The organism is Flavobacterium sp. LK-23, assembly GCF_058135255.1.
Genome location: NZ_JBYUVT010000002.1, coordinates 22,212 through 39,443, shown reverse-complemented (window position 1 = coordinate 39,443; position 17,232 = coordinate 22,212). Strand labels below are relative to the sequence as shown.

Sequence of the window (17,232 nt, the reverse complement as noted above, 5' to 3'; positions counted from 1 at the left end):
TTTCAGTATTTTTATTTTAGGAATTAGCACCGTCAAATACCAATTAAAAAATAAATTGTATTTTTACAGCTGTGAAATGGATAACAATCATATTATCAATTTACCTTTTGGCATTGTCTAATATGCCCTGTGCCGATATGGAAGTAAACAGTGCCATGCATAAAACCGCTCAGTTTGCCTCAGAAGACAATCATTCGCACGACAAAGACAATGATTTATGTTCTCCATTTTGTGCTTGCAACTGCTGTGGTGCACAGGTTTTAAGTTATCATTCTACTGTAAGTTTTGAGTTTCCTAAACCTTACAATCAAATTTCAATTGTATTACCAAGTTACAGTTCTGTTTTTATTTCCAATTTCTACGGAAGTATTTGGCAGCCCCCTCAAATAGCATAATGATTAGGCCTGTTCGATAAAGATCGAAAACGGGCGAGAGAGTTGTGGACTTTCCACACATTTACAGACAATTTAATTGTCTAATTTCTCACGTCATTATATACTCAAATGTTAGATAAAATCATTCAATTTAGTATACGAAACAAATTCGTCATACTATTATTTACCCTTGTACTTATTGCTTGGGGAAGTTATTCGCTTAAAAATTTGCCACTCGATGCCTTGCCCGATGTAACCAACAATCAGGTTCAGATTATTACCACTGCACCAACATTGGCGAGTCAAGAAGTCGAGCAATTAATTACGTATCCTTTAGAAAGAGCTGTAAAGACAGTTCCAAATGTGATCGAACTTCGCAGTATTTCTCGTTTCGGACTATCCGTTGTAACCGTTGTTTTTGAAGAAGATGTTGATATTTACTGGGCTCGTGAACAGATATTCCAACGCTTAAAACAAGCCGAAGAAAACATTCCAGATTATGTAAATTCTCCAGAATTAGCGCCAATCTCAACGGGTTTAGGAGAAATTTACCAATATGATGTATATGCCAAAAAAGGGTATGAAAACAAATACAGCGCGATTGAACTGAGAACAATTCAGGATTGGATCATTATTCCGCAATTGCAGGGAGTTCGCGGTGTTGCTGAAATTAGCACTTGGGGTGGAAAATTGAAACAATTCGAAATTGCGGTAAATCCTAATATGCTGAATAGTCTTGGAGTTACCATTACCGAAATTTTTGACGCTTTAGAAAAAAACAATCAAAATACAGGTGGAGCTTACATTGAAAAAGATCAATACACGTACTTTATTCGTGGTGTCGGAATGGCAAAAGGCGTAAAAGATCTCGAAAATGTGGTAGTAAAAAACCGAAATAGTTCTCCTGTTTTGGTTCGAAATGTAGCGCAGGTTCGTGAAGGTATTGCACTACGTTACGGAGCATCAACCAAAGATGGCAAAGGAGAAATTGTTTCGGGATTGGTTTTGATGCTGAAAGGAGAAAACTCTAGCGCTGTTGTTGAACGAGTTCACGAAAAAATGGCTCAGATTAATAAAAGCCTTCCAGAAGGAGTTGTAGCCGAAGCTTTTATTGATAGAGGGAAACTGGTAGACAATTCTATAAAAACTGTTGCAAAGAATTTATTAGAAGGAGCTTTAATCGTAATTTTTGTTCTGATATTATTCTTAGGAAATCTTCGTGCGGGATTGATTGTAGCTTCTGTGATTCCGCTGGCAATGCTGTTTGCCGTTATTTTAATGAATGCCTTTGGCGTAAGCGGAAACCTAATGAGTCTCGGTGCGATAGATTTCGGAATCATAGTCGATGGAGCCGTAATTATTGTCGAAGCCACAATGCATCATCTGCAGAAACTCAAAAATAAAAAAGAATTAACCCAGGAAGAAATGGACAAAGAAGTCTATAATTCGGCTTCAAAAATTAGAAATAGCGCGGCTTTTGGTGAAATTATAATTCTGATCGTTTATCTGCCAATTCTGGCTCTAATTGGAACCGAAGGAAAAATGTTCAAGCCAATGGCCATGACAGTTGGTTTTGCCATTATGGGAGCATTTATTCTTTCGCTGACATATATTCCAATGATGAGTGCTTTGTTTCTTTCAAAAAAAACAGAACATAAAGAAAATTTTAGCGACCGCATGATTGCTTGGCTAGAAAGCCGTTATACGCCTTTATTGAAAAAAGCGCTAGAATTTAAAAAAGTAGTGCTTTCTGTTGCTGTCGGGTTATTTGCTTTTGCTTTTATTGTTTTCCAAAATATGGGAGGCGAATTTATCCCGACAATCGAAGAAGGCGATTTGGCAATCAATGCGACCATTATGACGGGAAGTTCGCTTTCGCAAATGGTTGAAACGGCGACTAAATATGAACAGATTTTAAAAGCTAAATTCCCAGAAATCAAGACTATTGTGACTAAAATAGGGAGTGGTGAAATTCCAACCGATCCAATGCCAATAGAAAGCGGGGATTTGATTATTGTTTTAAAAGACAAAAAAGAATGGAAAGGTAAATATCGTAATTGGGAAGAAATCGCCAATGCCATGAAAAAGGAAATGGAAATTATTCCTGGAGGGAATATCGAAATCTCTCAGCCAATTCAGATGCGTTTTAATGAATTAATGACGGGAAGCCGATCTGATATTGCAATCAAAATTTTTGGTGACGATTTGGAAATCCTAGATGCCAAAGCGACGGATTTGATTTCGAAAATAAAAGGAATCGACGGAATCGGAGATTTAAAAGCCGATAAAGTTACAGGATTGCCACAGATTACCATCAAATACGATTACGATAAAATTGCGCTTTACGGACTAAATATTTCAGATATCAATCAAATTATTCGTTCGTCTTTTGCGGGAGAAGTGGCTGGAAAGATTTATGACGAAAGCAAAAGGTTTGATGTTGTGGTGAGAATGGACGAAGATAATCGCGCTGATATTACAGATGTCAGCAATTTGTTTATTCCGCTTCCAAATGGCCAGCAAGTGCCGCTTTCTCAGGTTGCTTCTGTAGAATACGAACAAGGGCCTGTGCAAGTCATTCGCGAAGACGGAAAACGAAGAATTACCGTTGGATTAAACGTTCGTGGAAGAGATATTAAAAGTGTTGTCGAAGAAATTCAGGCAAAACTAGATAAAAGCTTTAAGCTTCCCGCAGGTTATTATGTGACGTATGGGGGACAGTTTGAGAATTTAATTGAAGCGTCGAAAAGACTTTCTGTAGCCTTGCCAATTGCTTTAGGACTGATTTTAGTCTTGCTGTATTTTACTTTTAAAAGTGCGAAACAAGCATTGTTGATTTTTAGTGCGATTCCGTTATCGGCGATGGGAGGTGTTTTTGCGCTTTCGCTGAGAGGAATGCCATTTAGTATTTCTGCCGGAATTGGGTTTATCGCCTTATTCGGAATCGCAGTTTTAAACGGAATTGTATTGATTTCGTATTTCAATCAATTAAAGACAGAAGGAATTTTAGATCCGTTTCAGAGAATCCTTATCGGAACCAAAACACGTTTACGTCCTGTTTTAATGACTGCAGCTGTAGCTTCATTAGGATTTCTGCCAATGGCTTTATCCACAAGTGGCGGGGCAGAAGTACAGAAACCTCTAGCAACCGTAGTAATCGGCGGATTAATCTCAGCAACTTTATTGACCTTAATCGTTTTACCGATTTTGTATTTATTGTTGGAGCGTGGGTTTAACCGCAAAGAACGCTAAGGTTTACGCAAAGCACACAAAGAAAAATTTAAAGAAAATGAAAAATTTATTATACAGTTTAAGAAAGATAATCTTTGCGAACTTCGCGCATCCTTTGCGAACTTTGCGGTTAAATGAGTTGCTATTTGCAAATAAGGTTTTGTGGTTAAGTGCATTTCTATTAGCAAGTACAGTAACATTTGCCCAGCAATCCATAAGTCTAGAAAAAGCAATAGAGCTAGCCAAATCAAACAACATCGACCTGAAAATTGCCGATAAAGAAATCGAAAAACAAACCGTTCTTAAAAAAGCAGCATTCCAGCCTGATCCTTTGCAGGTGCAGTATCAGGGTGGTCAGTTCAATAGTGCAGATTACGATCATAACGTTTCGGTACAGCAGTTTTTTCCGTTAGGAAATATAACAAAAGCCAACCGACAATTGCAGGAAGAATTGGCAAAACTGGCTGAAAAACGAAAAGCTTTGTCTTCGTATGAAATTGAAAAAGCGGTGACATTGGCCTATTATCAATATTTGTATGGAATTTCCATCCAGAAACTAAATTCAGAATTGAATGATATTTATACGAAATTCCTAAAGAACGCCGAACTGCGTTTTAAAACAGGAGAAAGCGGGAATATTGAAGTGATTAGTGCCAAAGCCAAAGTAAAAGAAATTGAGACACAAAAAGCACAGTTAGAATACGACTTGGCAATTTATCAGAAACAATTGCAATTTTTCATTCAGACAGACGAAAATATTGTTCCCGATTCAAATACCGATTTACAATACACTTTTATAGAAAATCAGGAAAACACAAAAGCAGAAACGCTGATGACCGATTTTTATCAGCAACAGATTTCAGTTTACCAAAAAGAGGCGGGAACGTTTAAAGCATTACGTACACCAAAAGTAGGAGTAGGTTATTTTGCGCAAACCATCAATACCGAATCGCTGTTTCAGGGTTTTACAGCCGGATTACAGATTCCGTTATTTGGCGGTGTGAATACGACCAAAGCCAAAGCGGCTGAAATCAGTATTTCGCAGTCGCAAATGGCTTTAGATCGAAATAAAATGATTTTGAATTTGCAGAAAGAAGAATTGCAGAACAATTTCAAAAAGCAGCAGAAAAACTTAGCGTATTTCCAAAATGAAGGCTTGCATTATGCCGATCAGATTATTGAAACAGCTCAGAAAAGTTATGCCAATGGCGATATGAGCTATTGGTCGTATATCAGCTTTTTAAATCAGGCCATTGATATTAAAAAACAATTTGCAGAGGCAACGCACAGCTACAATCAGAGCGCTATCGAACTTCAATTTCCAACTATCAAAAACAATTAATCATGAAATATATAGATAATAGTTTAACCACAAAGAGCGCTAAGGGATTTTCGCAAAGAACGCAAAGTTTAATTTCCTTGCGTGCCTTGCGCTTTGTCTTTGCGTGCCTTGCGGTTACTTTAGCAAGTTGTAACGAAAAGAAAGCCGAAGAACCAAAGGAAGAAGAAAAAGAAACTACAGAAGTGGCTTTGAGGGAATCACAATACAAAACGGTTGGCATTGAAACTGGAATTGTAGAAGATCGTAATCTCAACAAAGTCATCAAAGCAAATGGTTACACAACAGTTCCTCCGCAAAATTCTGCTGAAGTTTCGACTTTAATTGGCGGAACAGTAAAAGATATTTTTGTTTTGGAAGGAACTTATGTAAACAAAGGAAAAGTGTTGGCAACGATTCAGAATTTGGAAGTTATAGAAATGCAGGAAGATTATCAGTCAGCTGTTGCTAATGTAGAATTTCTGCAGTTAGAGTATAATCGTCAGAAAACATTGAGTGAGGAAAATGTGAATCCGAGAAAGACTTTCCAGGAAGTAAAAGCCAAATTAGCGGCCGAAAGAGCCCGAGCGCAAGCCGCAAAAAACAAATTGGATGCTTTGCATGTGAATGCAAAAGGAACAACATCGGTTGTGCCAATTGTGTCGCCAATAAATGGTTTTGTTGGAAAAATCAATATTGCCAAAGGCGCTTTTGCGAATACAGGAGTTTCGCTTTTTGAAGTGGTAGACAACAGTCAGATGCATTTGGATTTGAATGTGTATGAAAAAGATTTGGGTTCGATTTCGGTTGGTCAGGTAATTGATTTTGTGTTAACGAATCAGTCGAATAAATCGATTAAAGGAAAGATTTTCGGAATCAATAAGTCTTTTTCTAACGAAAGTAAAACAGTTGCTGTACATGCCAAAATTGATCCCGCTGATGCGAAAGGATTGATCCCAGGAATGTACGTTTCTGCAAATATTAATATTGTCAATGCCACTGTTCCAGCATTACCAAAAGATGCCGTGGTTCGAAATGCCGATAAGTATTTTGTTTTTGTTCAGGAAGAAGGTCATGCAGAAGAAAAACACGAACACAAAGCAGGCGAAAAAGAAGAAGTACACGAGGAAGAAGTTCATTTTAAAGCCGTAGAAGTTATTCCAGGCACAACCGATTTAGGGTTTACAGAAGTAAAATTCGTTGATAAGATTGATTCTCAATCAAAGATTGTTATAAAAGGTGCTTTTTATTTGCTTTCAGCAATGAAGGGAGGCGGGGAGCATTCGCATTAGTGAGTTTTGCCACGAAGGCGCTAAGGCACAAAGTTTTTTTTATGCTGGAGTGTAATTTGCTCGCAAAGACGCAAAGGCGCAAAGTTTTTTTATGGTAGAGTGGAATTATCTCGCAAAGACGCGAAGTCGCAAAGTTTTTTAAGCAGATTTAAGATGTTAATTTGAGTTGCCTCCAGCTTTAGCTGGAGGTAAAAAGAGACCATAAGAAAAGGCTTTAGCCAAAATTCGTAAGTTTGGCTAAAGCCTACAAATTAGAATTTATTCAACCTCCAGCTAAAGCTGGAGGCAATTGAAATTTTGCCACAGATTAAAAGGATTAACATGATTTTTTATACCATACAGATTAATAGATTTTTTTTTTAATCCTTTCAATCCTTTTAATCTGTGGCAAAAAAACTTTGCGACTTAGCGTCTTTGCGAGACTAACTCAATCCAACTTAAAAAAAACTTAGAGACTTAGCGCCTTTGTGGCAACAAACTTTACCACAAAATGCTTAATTTTAGGACATTATTTAAACAATAACTTCAGGCATTAAAAACTTGAAACTTTAAACCTGAAACTTGAAACTCAAAAAATGATACATCAAGATAAAGAAATAAAAACGATAAAAAATAAAACCAAACCTTCTTGCTGCTGTTCTCATGACGAACCAGTGCATTCAGACAATGATGGGCACGATCATGGCGGACATGATCACGAACACAATGCAAGTGGCAATTTATTTAAACTATTTCTTCCATCGATTATATCTTTTATTTTACTGCTAATCGGAATTAGTTTAGACAACTATTTTCCGCAAGAATGGTTTACAGGATATGTTAGAATTGTATGGTATGCGATTGCGTATCTTCCGGTCGGACTTCCGGTTTTAAAAGAAGCTTACGAAAGCATTGTAAAAGGAGATGTTTTCTCAGAATTTTTCCTGATGTGTATCGCCACAATCGGTGCTTTTGCCATTGGAGAATATCCAGAAGGTGTTGCTGTTATGCTATTTTACACTATTGGAGAAACCTTTCAAGGAATGGCGGTTAGTAGAGCAAAATCGAGTATTAAAAGTCTGCTCGATCAACGTCCAGATGAGGTGCATATTTTAGAAAACAATGTTGCAGTAAAAGTCAAAGCCAAAGACGTTCAGATTGGAGCGATTATTCAGCTTAAAGCGGGTGAAAAATTAGGTTTGGATGGCGTGTTGTTATCCGATTCCGCTTCGTTTAATACAGCCGCTTTGACGGGAGAAAGTAAACCAGATACTAAAAAGAAAGGCGATACCGCTTTGGCTGGAATGTTAAACGGAAGTGCTATTGCTGAGGTAAAAGTAACAACAGCTTACAACGACAGTAAATTATCTAAAATTCTGGAGCTGGTTCAAAACGCAACAACCAAAAAAGCTCCTGCCGAATTGTTTATTAGAAAGTTTGCTAAAATCTATACACCTATTGTAGTCTATCTTGCCATTGCAATTTGTTTACTGCCAATGCTTTTTGTAGATAATTACGTTTTTAGTGACTGGTTATACAGAGCTTTAGTTTTCTTGGTAATTTCTTGTCCGTGCGCGTTGGTTATCAGTATTCCGTTGGGTTATTTTGGCGGAATCGGTGCGGCAAGTAAAAACGGAATTCTATTTAAAGGCAGTAATTTTCTCGACAGTATTTCGACTATTCAGAATGTGGTAGTAGACAAAACGGGAACCATGACCAAAGGTGTTTTTAAAGTGCAAGAAGTTATTATAAAACCCGAATTTAATAAAGATGAAATTTTAAAGCTCGTAAATGCTTTAGAAAACAGAAGTACGCATCCTGTAGCAACAGCCATTCATAATCATGTTGGACCAATTGATTCTTCGGTAGAATTAAAGGAAATCGAAGAAATTTCAGGCCACGGATTAAAAGCAACTTACAACGGAAAAGAATTGCTTGTAGGGAATTTTAAGCTTTTGGACAAATATTCGATTTCGTATGATATTGATCCGTCTTCAATAGTTTACACCACGATTGCAATTGCTTATGAAAGTAAATTTGCGGGTTATCTTACTATTGCAGATGAAATTAAAGAAGATGCGAAAGAAACGGTTTCAAAACTAAAGTCTCTAGGCGTAAAGCTGACCATGTTGAGTGGAGACAAATCGAATGTCGTTCAATTCGTAGCAGATAAACTAGGAATTACGAAAGCTTTTGGAGATTTACTTCCCGAAGATAAAGTCAATAAAGTCAACGAAATTAAGGACAAAAACGAAACGATTGCTTTTGTGGGCGATGGCGTAAACGATGCGCCTGTAATTGCTTTAAGTACTGTTGGAATTGCCATGGGAGGTTTAGGGAGCGATGCTGCCATAGAAACTGCCGATGTCGTAATTCAGGACGATAAACCAAGTAAAATTGCAATGGCAATCAATATCGGGAAACAGACTAAAAAGATTGTCTGGCAGAATATTACGCTGGCTTTTGTGGTTAAGGCTTTTGTTTTAATTCTTGGCGCGGGCGGACTTGCCACCATGTGGGAAGCTGTTTTTGCAGATGTTGGAGTAGCGCTGTTAGCGATTTTGAATGCAGTTCGAATTCAGAAGATGAGGTTTTAGGTTGATGAAATTCTGTCTTATTTTGATATATTTTTGATTTTAATAAGGTTTAAAAGGTATTACGAATAAATAAATTTGTAAAAAATCATAGAATATTTTTTCACAAAAGAATAATAAGGAGATAAGTTATACTAAATTCAAAAATTATGGATTTAAATTTGTTAAAAGGAGAAAAAAAAATTCAAGCTATACTCTCACTTGGAGAAGATTTTAAGAATGCTCCATTACTTTTTTCATTGATTGAGTCTGAAAAAGGAAATTATAAACAAACAGCCATTCAATGTTTAGCAAATTTTGATTATGAACCCGCTTTTCCTCTCTGGAAAAAACTCATTAAAAGTAAGAACAAAGGTGAAAAGATATTTGTAAAAACTTCTGCTGACTCAATTTCTGAAATTGTAGCTAATGAATTTTATCAGTTTTTATCATCTTTATTTGAAAAACCGGACGGATATAGTTTAACAGAATTAGAATTATCAAATTTTAAAACATTTATATCCTTAATGTTAGGGAAAGCAAGTGTTCAAATGCAGAAAGTATATTTTTTAGTAGCTAAAAACACTTCTAAATTGAGCTCTTTTAATTTTACACCAAATACAAAAGGTTTATTTATAAATAATTATATACGTTTCTTTGATCCATCTCCGAAGGATATAAAAAAAATATTTCCTGCTGTTTTATCAATGTCAATTATTAAAAGTATGGATGAAAGACTGATAAAACTGACAGAAGAACTTAATTTTGAATATGGAGAAAATTGGATTTCACCACTTTTTATGTCTGAATTATTAACTAAAACTTCCGTGTCAGTTTTTAATAAATTCTCTTCAGAATTAAAGGGTGTAAATGCGCATTATTTGTTGGATAGTTTAGCAGCAATATACTTCGATAAAAAACAAGATCAACATTTAGGATTATTATTTTGGGGTCAATATAATTATGGAGAAATAGATGCACGATTTGTATTTAGTCGTCCCTTATTTGAAAATTTAAATGAAAAATGGTTTTCTCTTTTAACAGAAATGAGTGTTGACAAACTTACTTTGCAAGCTTACAACCGCGGTGGGGTGTTATATGAAGCTTATGATGAAATGTTTGCGGAATTAATACCTCAATTATTTACTGATAAAAATGTCGAGCAAAAAGTAAAAGAATATTTTATAAAAAAAGCAGAAAAACATAATGGAGCAAGTACACTTTACATAGAGGCCTTAAACATTTTACATTGTGAAGTGAATGAATCTCTCATTGAAAAATTTATAAGCTGTAATGATAATGCAGTTAGTAAATATTCTTTAAGAGTAGAAATTAATCAATTTACGAATTGGTCAAATGAAAGAAAATTAGAATTTTATAAAAAATTACCATCAAAATTAGTTATGAAAGAAGAGATTGAAAAGCTTCAAATTTAAAAATGATAATTCTAGTAATAAATAAGCTCTTTAAATTGTAAAAGCTGATAAAATTATATATGAAACTATATTTGGGAAATTAACTTTAGTCATGGACCAAAAAGATTGTCTGGCAGAATATTACGCTTGCTTTTCTAGTTAAGGCTTTTGTTTTAATTCTTGACGCGGGCGGACTTGCCACGATGTGGGAAGCTGTTTTTGCCGATGTTGGAGTAGCGCTGTTAGAGGTATTGAATGCAGTAAAAATTCAGAGAATGAAGTTCTAAAATAATAAAAGTCCAATTCGTATGAATTGGGCTTTTTACTTATTTCTTTAAATGTTTTTGCTCTTGAATTTCTCCATTGCCAAAAGACCAGTTTTCATGACCATTATTTTCTAGTAAAACAATAATTATGTTGTTGATTAGGATTTCAGTTGAAGCTGAAATTTTCGAAGCAACTTGATGATATAGTTTTTTCTTTTGTTCTAAAGATCTTCCTTGTCCCGCAGTTATTTGTACATAAACTATTTCTTCAGAATGTGAAATTCCTAAATAACTTTTAGGATATTTGATCTGATGTGGCTCTAATTCTTCAATAACATGAAAAAAATCATCGACAGGAATATAAAATTCTTCAATTAAAGATTGATGAATAGCTTCAGAAATATTATTTTTTGTTTCAAGCGAAAGTTTTTTTGGAAGACTTATTCTAACAAATGGCATTTTGATTCATTTTAAAGTTGCATAAAAATACAGAATTTAGAATTGTCAGATTATTAAAACTTCAATTCAATTATGTTTTCATTATTCTCCAAAGTTATTTTTACCGGATTACTTTCACAAGGAATCTGAGTTGGATACCAATTTCTAGTCGGTTGAACCAGAATCAATAAACCGTCATGATCACCAATTGCAGCAAATTTATCGGTATTTGTATTTTGAGAAAAGAAATGCAATCCGTGTTCTTCAATTAATTGGTTTCCTAATTGCAGCGGATTTTCTGTAACAATTCCGATTTCGCTTATATTTAAAATAGAAGCAGAGTTGAATTCACCAACTTGTTCATTATTAAGATCATGTCTAGCAATAAATTCGAGTAAATTTCCGTTGTGATCAAAGAAATAAATAGAATGCGCATTCCAATTTTCGAAATTAGTAACGACGCTTTTATCTTCCAAAACAATTAAATCTACTTTGTCTTTGCACCATTGAATGGCTTCTTCAAGCTGATTTTCAGGAATATTAAAAGCAAAGTGATAGATGGAATTAAAATCTGGATCTTCAACAAATTTTAAAATAGAAGTTCCGGCTTGAAATGTGATTGATTTTTGGTCATTATCCAGAACAAAAAGTCCAAAAAGGTTCTGGTAAAATGCTTTTGTTTTTTGAATATCGTTTGTTTTAATTTGTATTTGATCTATTCTCATGACAATAATTTTTTATAAAAGAAAAAGCTTCTTTTGATTGATAAACAAATTTAAAAAATGCCAATGTTATGTAGCATGCAGCGTTATTTTATGCTTCAATGAAGGGATAGTAAATAAGTATTGGTTGAAGTTAAATTACATTTTTAAATGTTTTATTAAAGTTACAAAAACACAAACGGTCATCGTTGTAATATTATCGAAAAAAATTTCATTTTGAAATCGTTGCATTTGTAACATTTAAGTTTTAAAAAACTGCCGACTCAATTATAACTCTTCTTTTATAAGCTTCGGAGAAGCGAAATATTTATAGCAAAGAATAAATGGTTACAATATAAAGCTCCAGAGGAGCTACATATATTTAGATTGCAAAAAAATGTGTCGCTCCTCCGGAGCTTTTTTTATTCGTTTTTATTGTAATTCTATAAATATTTCACCCCGCTGGGGTTTTTACAGATGAATTAAATTTTATAAATATTTTGTCGAGCAAAAAAAAATCTATCCATGATTCTATTTTTTTAAAACACCTTATTTTGATACAACTATAGCTTAAAGGAGAATTTATAACTCTTTGATTAAGTTATTTTTGTGAGTAATTAAAAGTATAGAAAATGAAAATATTGAATGTATTAACTGGTAAAAAATTTGATAAAAGTTATTTGAGAATATATATAGATATTGGAAAAAAGCAATATTCGGAAGATGAAAAAAAAAGTGCTACAGAATTATTAATAGATATTGCAAATAATTTATGTAATCATTCCAAACTGAAGTTTGATATATCTGGACCTGGCTACGGAATTTCAAAAGGAGATGGTTTTATAGGTGAAAAATCTTTAAAAAATAAAATAGAAAAAAAAGGATTTAAAAATCTTTTTGGTTTTACAGTCCATTCAAATGACCGTACATATAAATCAGGTTTTTCCATTTTTTCAAATGAATATGTTGTAAATAGAATGGATATGTATTTTAGCTGGCCGTATGAAGATTCTAAAAGTCTAGATAAATCTGTTGAAATTATTAAGATGGTTAGTGAAAAATTAAAAATTGATTATGCATATGCCTATCCAGATAATAAAACTTTATCTGAAATTAATGAAAGTAGAATTTCTTATGGTTTTTTTTCAGTCAGCTCTACTGTGCCAAAACAAGAAAGATTATGGCAAGATAAGCTTTTGGATATACCCAAAGGAACTATTAAAAAGTTATATCCTCTAAATGTTTTTAATAAAAAACAAATTGAAGAATTAGGTAATATTATTCCCGAAAAGCAAATCGAATTATCTAATCAAAATATAATTTGGATTTTTGATCCCATAAAATTGAAAGCAGAAAATGTTAAGGTTAAGACGAAAGTAATAGATTAAAGACGAAAAAATTATATAAAATAAAAGCCCATTTCAAAAAAGAAATGAGCTTAACAGATTTGTAAATAGTTGGGGCAAAATACAAATCAATTAACTAACTTATTTTGGCATTTCGGGAATCATAATTCTTCTGGTTGGCGTACTTAAAGTTTCAATAAAAGCCAATAAATCGCCTATTTCTTCCTTACTTAAATTCAATTTTCTAAGCATTGGATCTGATTTCGGAATAAGAGAATCTCGGGCTGTTCCTAGGTATTTTTTCTGAACAGGAGACGGATTTCCTAAATTGTACAATTCCACAACATCCAATAAAGTTGGAAAATGTCCGTGATGCATCCAAGGTTTTGTATTTACGACTTCACGGAGTGTTGGAGTTCTAAATTTGCCGATATCTTTTACATCTTTCGTCACATTATAGCGTCCGAAATCTTCATTTTTTGTTCCGAATAAAGTTTGACCGTCGTTATGAAACTCATTATCGCTGAAATAAGGCGTATTATGGCAATTGATGCATTGTGCTTTGGTTCTAAACAAATGCATTCCTTTTACCTGCTGATCAGTATAAATATCTGATTTTCCGCTTACAAACTGGTCAAATTTACTTTTCGGACTATTGATAGATCTTTCGAAAGTAGCAATCGCATATTGAATTCTCTCTAAAGTCACTTTTTTATCTCCAAAAGCTTCTGTAAATAACGAATTGTATCCTTTAATTTTGGCAATTTTATCAACGGCAATCGTCAGTTTTTCATTCATTTCTAAAGGATCAGAAACAGGAAATTGCGCTTGATCTTCTAAGCTCGAAGCTCGTCCGTCCCAAAATAGAGAGGTTGCGTATGCCGAGTTTAAAATCGTCATAGAATTGCGTTTTCCAGTTTGGCGGTCATGACCAAAAGAGCGTGTTAGATTGTCTGTCCAGCCCAATTCTGGATTGTGGCAAGAAGCACAGGCAATTTGTCCGCTTCGCGATAATCTCGGATCAAAAAACAAAATCTTTCCCAAACTTTCTTTTTCCTTCGAATACGGATTGTAAGCAGGATAAGGAACGGATGGCAAAACGCCAATATCCTGAAATTTAGATTTATCTACGTTTTCATGTAATTCCGCAGCAGGCCATTTTGATGAATCTCCGCTAGAGTACAATTTTCGTAATTCCTGAATATCCGTATAATTAGGACTTTCGGCTGCTTTATAAGCCGATAGTCCAAGCAGGAATAGGAGAGGGAAGATTAGTTTTTTCAATTTTGTTTTTGTTTTTGATTTGTTTCAGGTTTCAAGTTTCAAGTTCTGTTGCAACGTGAAACTTGAAACCTGAAACCATTTTTATTTTAAAGAGAAACTTCTTTAGGACACGGAATGCTCAAAGCACTTGGTTTCGGATACGTTCTGTTATTGTACATTCTATATTGTGTCGAAACTGTTCCTCCAAACAGTGCCTCATTTGTTAGTTTTAATTCAAATGATATTTCATATAAGCCATTGCTGATTTCTTTGTAGGTTCCTTCACCTGAAATAGCAATAACATGTGATCTTGATGGTACAGCTGCAGTTCCGGTAGTTCCAATAGTGATGTCCTGCGGAATTACTAAAACGGTTCCTTCAGTTTTGCTGTTTCCGTTTGCAGGGAAAAATTCTAAAGCAGACGTAATATTAAATCCAGGTGATATCGAAGCAGAGTTACTTTCGTTAGAAAACCATCTTTTTAAACCAAAAGAATTCACCGTATTGGTTCCGCTTGAGACGTTAAATCCAATTTTGAAAGCATCGTGAAAAATATCATCATTAGGATTTGTGGTTCCTTTGTCGCTGTATAAAATAGCATTTGGATCGTCTTTTGTTACTATAACAGGAAAAGTCAAAGCGTTGAAAGTCATCCATGCACAGTTTCCATTGTTGTTAAACCAATGTTCGCCGTATGTTAGATAAAACGCATTGGTCGGATCTGTAAATTTCGAAGCTGGATAGGCATTAACATCTCTTGGTGTTTTTATTGGTTTTACAATGGTCAAGTTGATGTTTCCTGTTGCAGTGTAATTCGGAATATTTACAAGCGTTAATTTGGACTCGTATCGAACATCGTCATTTTGAAGATCTTCTAAAAGAGTTAAATGATAGGTTACAGAAGTTCTGTTGTCGCCATAATCATCATGGGTTAAGGAATATTCGAATCCGTTTTGGAATTTAAAAATAGACGCATTTTCAATTTCCTCAGGGAAAAAACCATTCGGATAATTGACTATAAAATCGATTTTTTCGCCCATTTCGCCTTTTATATTGTATTGCGTTACAGGAAAAGTGTAATTGGTTGCAATAGTTCCTAAATCAATCTTGAAAGTAGTGTTAGGATATTCTGTATTCTGGTTTCCAATATGAATATCAGGATCAGAAACCGTTTCTAATTTTAATGTAATATTCTGGCTTTGAGTCCATCTTTTATCAAACGAGACATAAATAGTATCTGTTAGTTTGCTGCCTTGAAAAGAAAGCTGATTTACAGGATTTACACTAAAACTGTCACTTGCACCGTTTGTTTCGGCACTAAAATTGGCTGTAACAGTTCCTTTCAATTCGCGTGTTGTTAAAGCTACAGGAACTTTTAAGGTCTTTACAGATTTGTTTTCATAAGTAGACTGCGGAACTAAATTTCCGTTTACGGTTGGGTATTCTAAAGGCGTGTTGTCACTTTTTACTAAAAAGTTAAATCGTAAAAAAGGATCAATGTCTGAGCCTAATTTGTAATCATCTTTAGAACATGAAATATATAATAGTGCTGTAAATAATATACTGAATATCTTAATACGAGTCATTTTGCTGCAAGTTTGGGTTAAGATTAGTGTTGAATGTTGGTATTGGCAGTACGTATTTTAAAGACGGATAAGTAAGACTGCAAACCGTAGCAATACAGCCATCATTTCTGGAAACATCTTTGTGCATTCTGGCAATATCAAAAAATAGGAAACCTTCAAAGCATAATTCTTTTCTTCGTTCTAAAAAGATATTTTCTTTAAGATTGTTTGTACTGGTCAATAGAGATGCATTGGCGCGGGCACGAATGATGTTAATGTCTGCCATTGCCAAATCGGCTCTGTTGGTTTCTAGCGCCGCTTCGGCACGAATTAAATACATTTCACTAAGCCTAGAAGCTACATAACCCGCATTATTCTGGTATTTTTTGGTAAAATTGTAATTAAGATTGGTCTGAACGCCACTTACTATTGTAAAAAGCGATTTTGTTAAGAACAATTGTTTTCTTAAATCTGTGCTTTCGTAAAGATTAACTAAATCATTGGAAGCAGTATATTTTTGAAAGTTTGTATCTGTAATATAGCCGAAAGTACTAGACATGGATGAAGTAACACTTCCTTCAGTGTCTTTTGGAATAGAAAATTCCAATAAAATTTCAGACACGGGAAGATCTGGTTTTTCCCATTCTGCAATTAAAGTTTCTTTGCTGGTTAACACAACGCCAGAATTGGTAATTACATCGTTTGCCATTTCGTAAGCATTAGTCCAATCTCCTTTTTGAAGATAAACTCTCGCCAATAATGCTTTTGTATTTTTTCTGTTAAAGAAAGAATAAGCAGGACCAGAAAGGAGTGAAGCATCTGAATAATTATCGATAGCCGTTTGTAAATCATTTATAATTAAAGTATAGGTTTCGGCTGCCGTTTTTCTGGCCGGATATTGTATACCCGATTTGATAGATTCTGTGCTGTAAATTATTCCTAAATGCGATGCATCTGGAGTATATTTATAATCTTGGCTGTAAACCAGAGATAAAAGAAAATGTGCATAGGCTCTTATTGCCAAAGCTTCTGCCTTTATTTGGCTTTTCTCTGCCTCAGTGGCGTCGGTTAGGGCAGGAGTAAATTCTAAAATTAAATTTGCCTGATTGATTATATCATAACTGGTATCGTAAAATGATTTGAAATTACTGGTTAGCGCTACATCTTCAAAAGAATAAACCTGCTGCAGATTTATTGCTGGAGAAATTTGACCTCTAGAGCCTCCCGTTGCAACTGGCGCAAATTTTATATTACCGCCCTGCAAATCAGCATAAGCAGCATAACGATCTGCTCTTACATTGGCTTCTACTTCGGTGTAAAGTCCTGTAAGCGCCTGTAAAACTCCTGTTTTGTTCTGTAAAAGTTCGTCTATAGAAGTTTGTGTTCCAGGTTCTTGTTCTAAAAAGTCACTACAGCTTTGTAATGAAAGCATTAGAAAAAATATAGATAAGTATTTTGAATATTTCATTTT

General features: G+C 34.5%; 12 protein-coding genes. 7 read left to right on the top strand and 5 right to left on the bottom strand.

Annotated elements, in window-relative coordinates; translation table 11 throughout:
• The first annotated feature begins 71 nt into the window (after window positions 1–71).
• The 6 genes from AC3Y25_RS03610 to AC3Y25_RS03585 all read left to right on the top strand — a co-directional run bounded on the left by AC3Y25_RS03610 (window position 72) and on the right by AC3Y25_RS03585 (window position 10,203).
• A complete protein-coding gene (locus tag AC3Y25_RS03610) occupies window positions 72–395 on the top strand; it encodes a DUF6660 family protein (RefSeq protein WP_349306047.1) in 324 nt (107 codons plus the stop codon).
• Between the two features lie 108 nt (window positions 396–503).
• Window positions 504–3,626 (top strand): efflux RND transporter permease subunit, encoded by a 3,123-nt coding sequence (locus AC3Y25_RS03605; RefSeq protein WP_489901769.1) that lies wholly within the window; start codon window positions 504–506, stop codon window positions 3,624–3,626.
• Window positions 3,627–3,663: 37 nt separating this feature from the next.
• Window positions 3,664–4,947: a TolC family protein gene (locus AC3Y25_RS03600; protein WP_489901768.1), complete on the top strand. Its 1,284-nt coding sequence runs from the start codon at window positions 3,664–3,666 to the stop codon at window positions 4,945–4,947.
• A gap of 2 nt (window positions 4,948–4,949) precedes the next feature.
• On the top strand, window positions 4,950–6,215 hold the full coding sequence (locus AC3Y25_RS03595; protein ID WP_489901767.1) for an efflux RND transporter periplasmic adaptor subunit: 1,266 nt from the start codon (window positions 4,950–4,952) through the stop codon (window positions 6,213–6,215).
• A 575-nt stretch (window positions 6,216–6,790) separates the two neighbouring features.
• The gene (locus AC3Y25_RS03590; protein ID WP_489901766.1) at window positions 6,791–8,791 is read left to right on the top strand and encodes a heavy metal translocating P-type ATPase; all 2,001 of its coding nucleotides are present in this window, start codon (window positions 6,791–6,793) and stop codon (window positions 8,789–8,791) included.
• Window positions 8,792–8,937: 146 nt separating this feature from the next.
• Window positions 8,938–10,203 carry a hypothetical protein gene (locus AC3Y25_RS03585; protein WP_489901765.1) on the top strand — a complete coding sequence of 422 codons (1,266 nt, stop codon included), beginning with the start codon at window positions 8,938–8,940 and terminating at the stop codon, window positions 10,201–10,203.
• Window positions 10,204–10,508: 305 nt separating this feature from the next.
• Here AC3Y25_RS03585 and AC3Y25_RS03580 read toward each other — a convergent pair whose 3' ends face one another.
• Entirely contained in the window at window positions 10,509–10,907 is a 399-nt protein-coding gene (locus AC3Y25_RS03580) for a tautomerase family protein (protein WP_489901764.1), read from the bottom strand.
• A gap of 53 nt (window positions 10,908–10,960) precedes the next feature.
• On the bottom strand, window positions 10,961–11,611 hold the full coding sequence (locus tag AC3Y25_RS03575; protein WP_489901763.1) for a VOC family protein: 651 nt from the start codon (window positions 11,609–11,611) through the stop codon (window positions 10,961–10,963).
• A gap of 608 nt (window positions 11,612–12,219) precedes the next feature.
• Between AC3Y25_RS03575 and AC3Y25_RS03570 the strand changes: the two genes are divergently transcribed.
• Entirely contained in the window at window positions 12,220–12,975 is a 756-nt protein-coding gene (locus AC3Y25_RS03570) for a hypothetical protein (protein WP_489901762.1), read from the top strand.
• A gap of 99 nt (window positions 12,976–13,074) precedes the next feature.
• On the opposite strand, the gene AC3Y25_RS03565 is transcribed toward AC3Y25_RS03570, so the two are convergent.
• From AC3Y25_RS03565 to AC3Y25_RS03555, 3 genes are all read right to left on the bottom strand, one after another.
• On the bottom strand, window positions 13,075–14,217 hold the full coding sequence (locus AC3Y25_RS03565; RefSeq protein ID WP_489901761.1) for a cytochrome-c peroxidase: 1,143 nt from the start codon (window positions 14,215–14,217) through the stop codon (window positions 13,075–13,077).
• An 86-nt stretch (window positions 14,218–14,303) separates the two neighbouring features.
• Complete coding sequence (locus AC3Y25_RS03560) at window positions 14,304–15,782, bottom strand: hypothetical protein (RefSeq protein ID WP_489901760.1); 1,479 nt, start codon at window positions 15,780–15,782, stop codon at window positions 14,304–14,306.
• Window positions 15,769–17,229, bottom strand: a complete 1,461-nt coding sequence (locus AC3Y25_RS03555; protein ID WP_489901759.1) for a RagB/SusD family nutrient uptake outer membrane protein — start codon at window positions 17,227–17,229, stop codon at window positions 15,769–15,771. Before AC3Y25_RS03555 ends, AC3Y25_RS03560 begins: the two co-directional genes overlap by 14 nt.
• Between the last annotated feature and the right edge of the window lie 3 nt (window positions 17,230–17,232).

Bases quoted from the DNA above. Each gene is read 5' to 3' on its own strand.
- AC3Y25_RS03600 (WP_489901768.1), top strand. From the start codon at position 3,664: ATGAAAAATTTATTATACAGTTTAAGAAAGATAATCTTTGCGAACTTC.
- AC3Y25_RS03560 (WP_489901760.1), bottom strand. From the start codon at position 15,782: ATGACTCGTATTAAGATATTCAGTATATTATTTACAGCACTATTATAT.
- AC3Y25_RS03590 (WP_489901766.1), top strand. From the start codon at position 6,791: ATGATACATCAAGATAAAGAAATAAAAACGATAAAAAATAAAACCAAA.
- AC3Y25_RS03570 (WP_489901762.1), top strand. From the start codon at position 12,220: ATGAAAATATTGAATGTATTAACTGGTAAAAAATTTGATAAAAGTTAT.
- AC3Y25_RS03585 (WP_489901765.1), top strand. From the start codon at position 8,938: ATGGATTTAAATTTGTTAAAAGGAGAAAAAAAAATTCAAGCTATACTC.
- AC3Y25_RS03555 (WP_489901759.1), bottom strand. From the start codon at position 17,229: ATGAAATATTCAAAATACTTATCTATATTTTTTCTAATGCTTTCATTA.
- AC3Y25_RS03595 (WP_489901767.1), top strand. From the start codon at position 4,950: ATGAAATATATAGATAATAGTTTAACCACAAAGAGCGCTAAGGGATTT.
- AC3Y25_RS03605 (WP_489901769.1), top strand. From the start codon at position 504: ATGTTAGATAAAATCATTCAATTTAGTATACGAAACAAATTCGTCATA.
- AC3Y25_RS03575 (WP_489901763.1), bottom strand. From the start codon at position 11,611: ATGAGAATAGATCAAATACAAATTAAAACAAACGATATTCAAAAAACA.
- AC3Y25_RS03580 (WP_489901764.1), bottom strand. From the start codon at position 10,907: ATGCCATTTGTTAGAATAAGTCTTCCAAAAAAACTTTCGCTTGAAACA.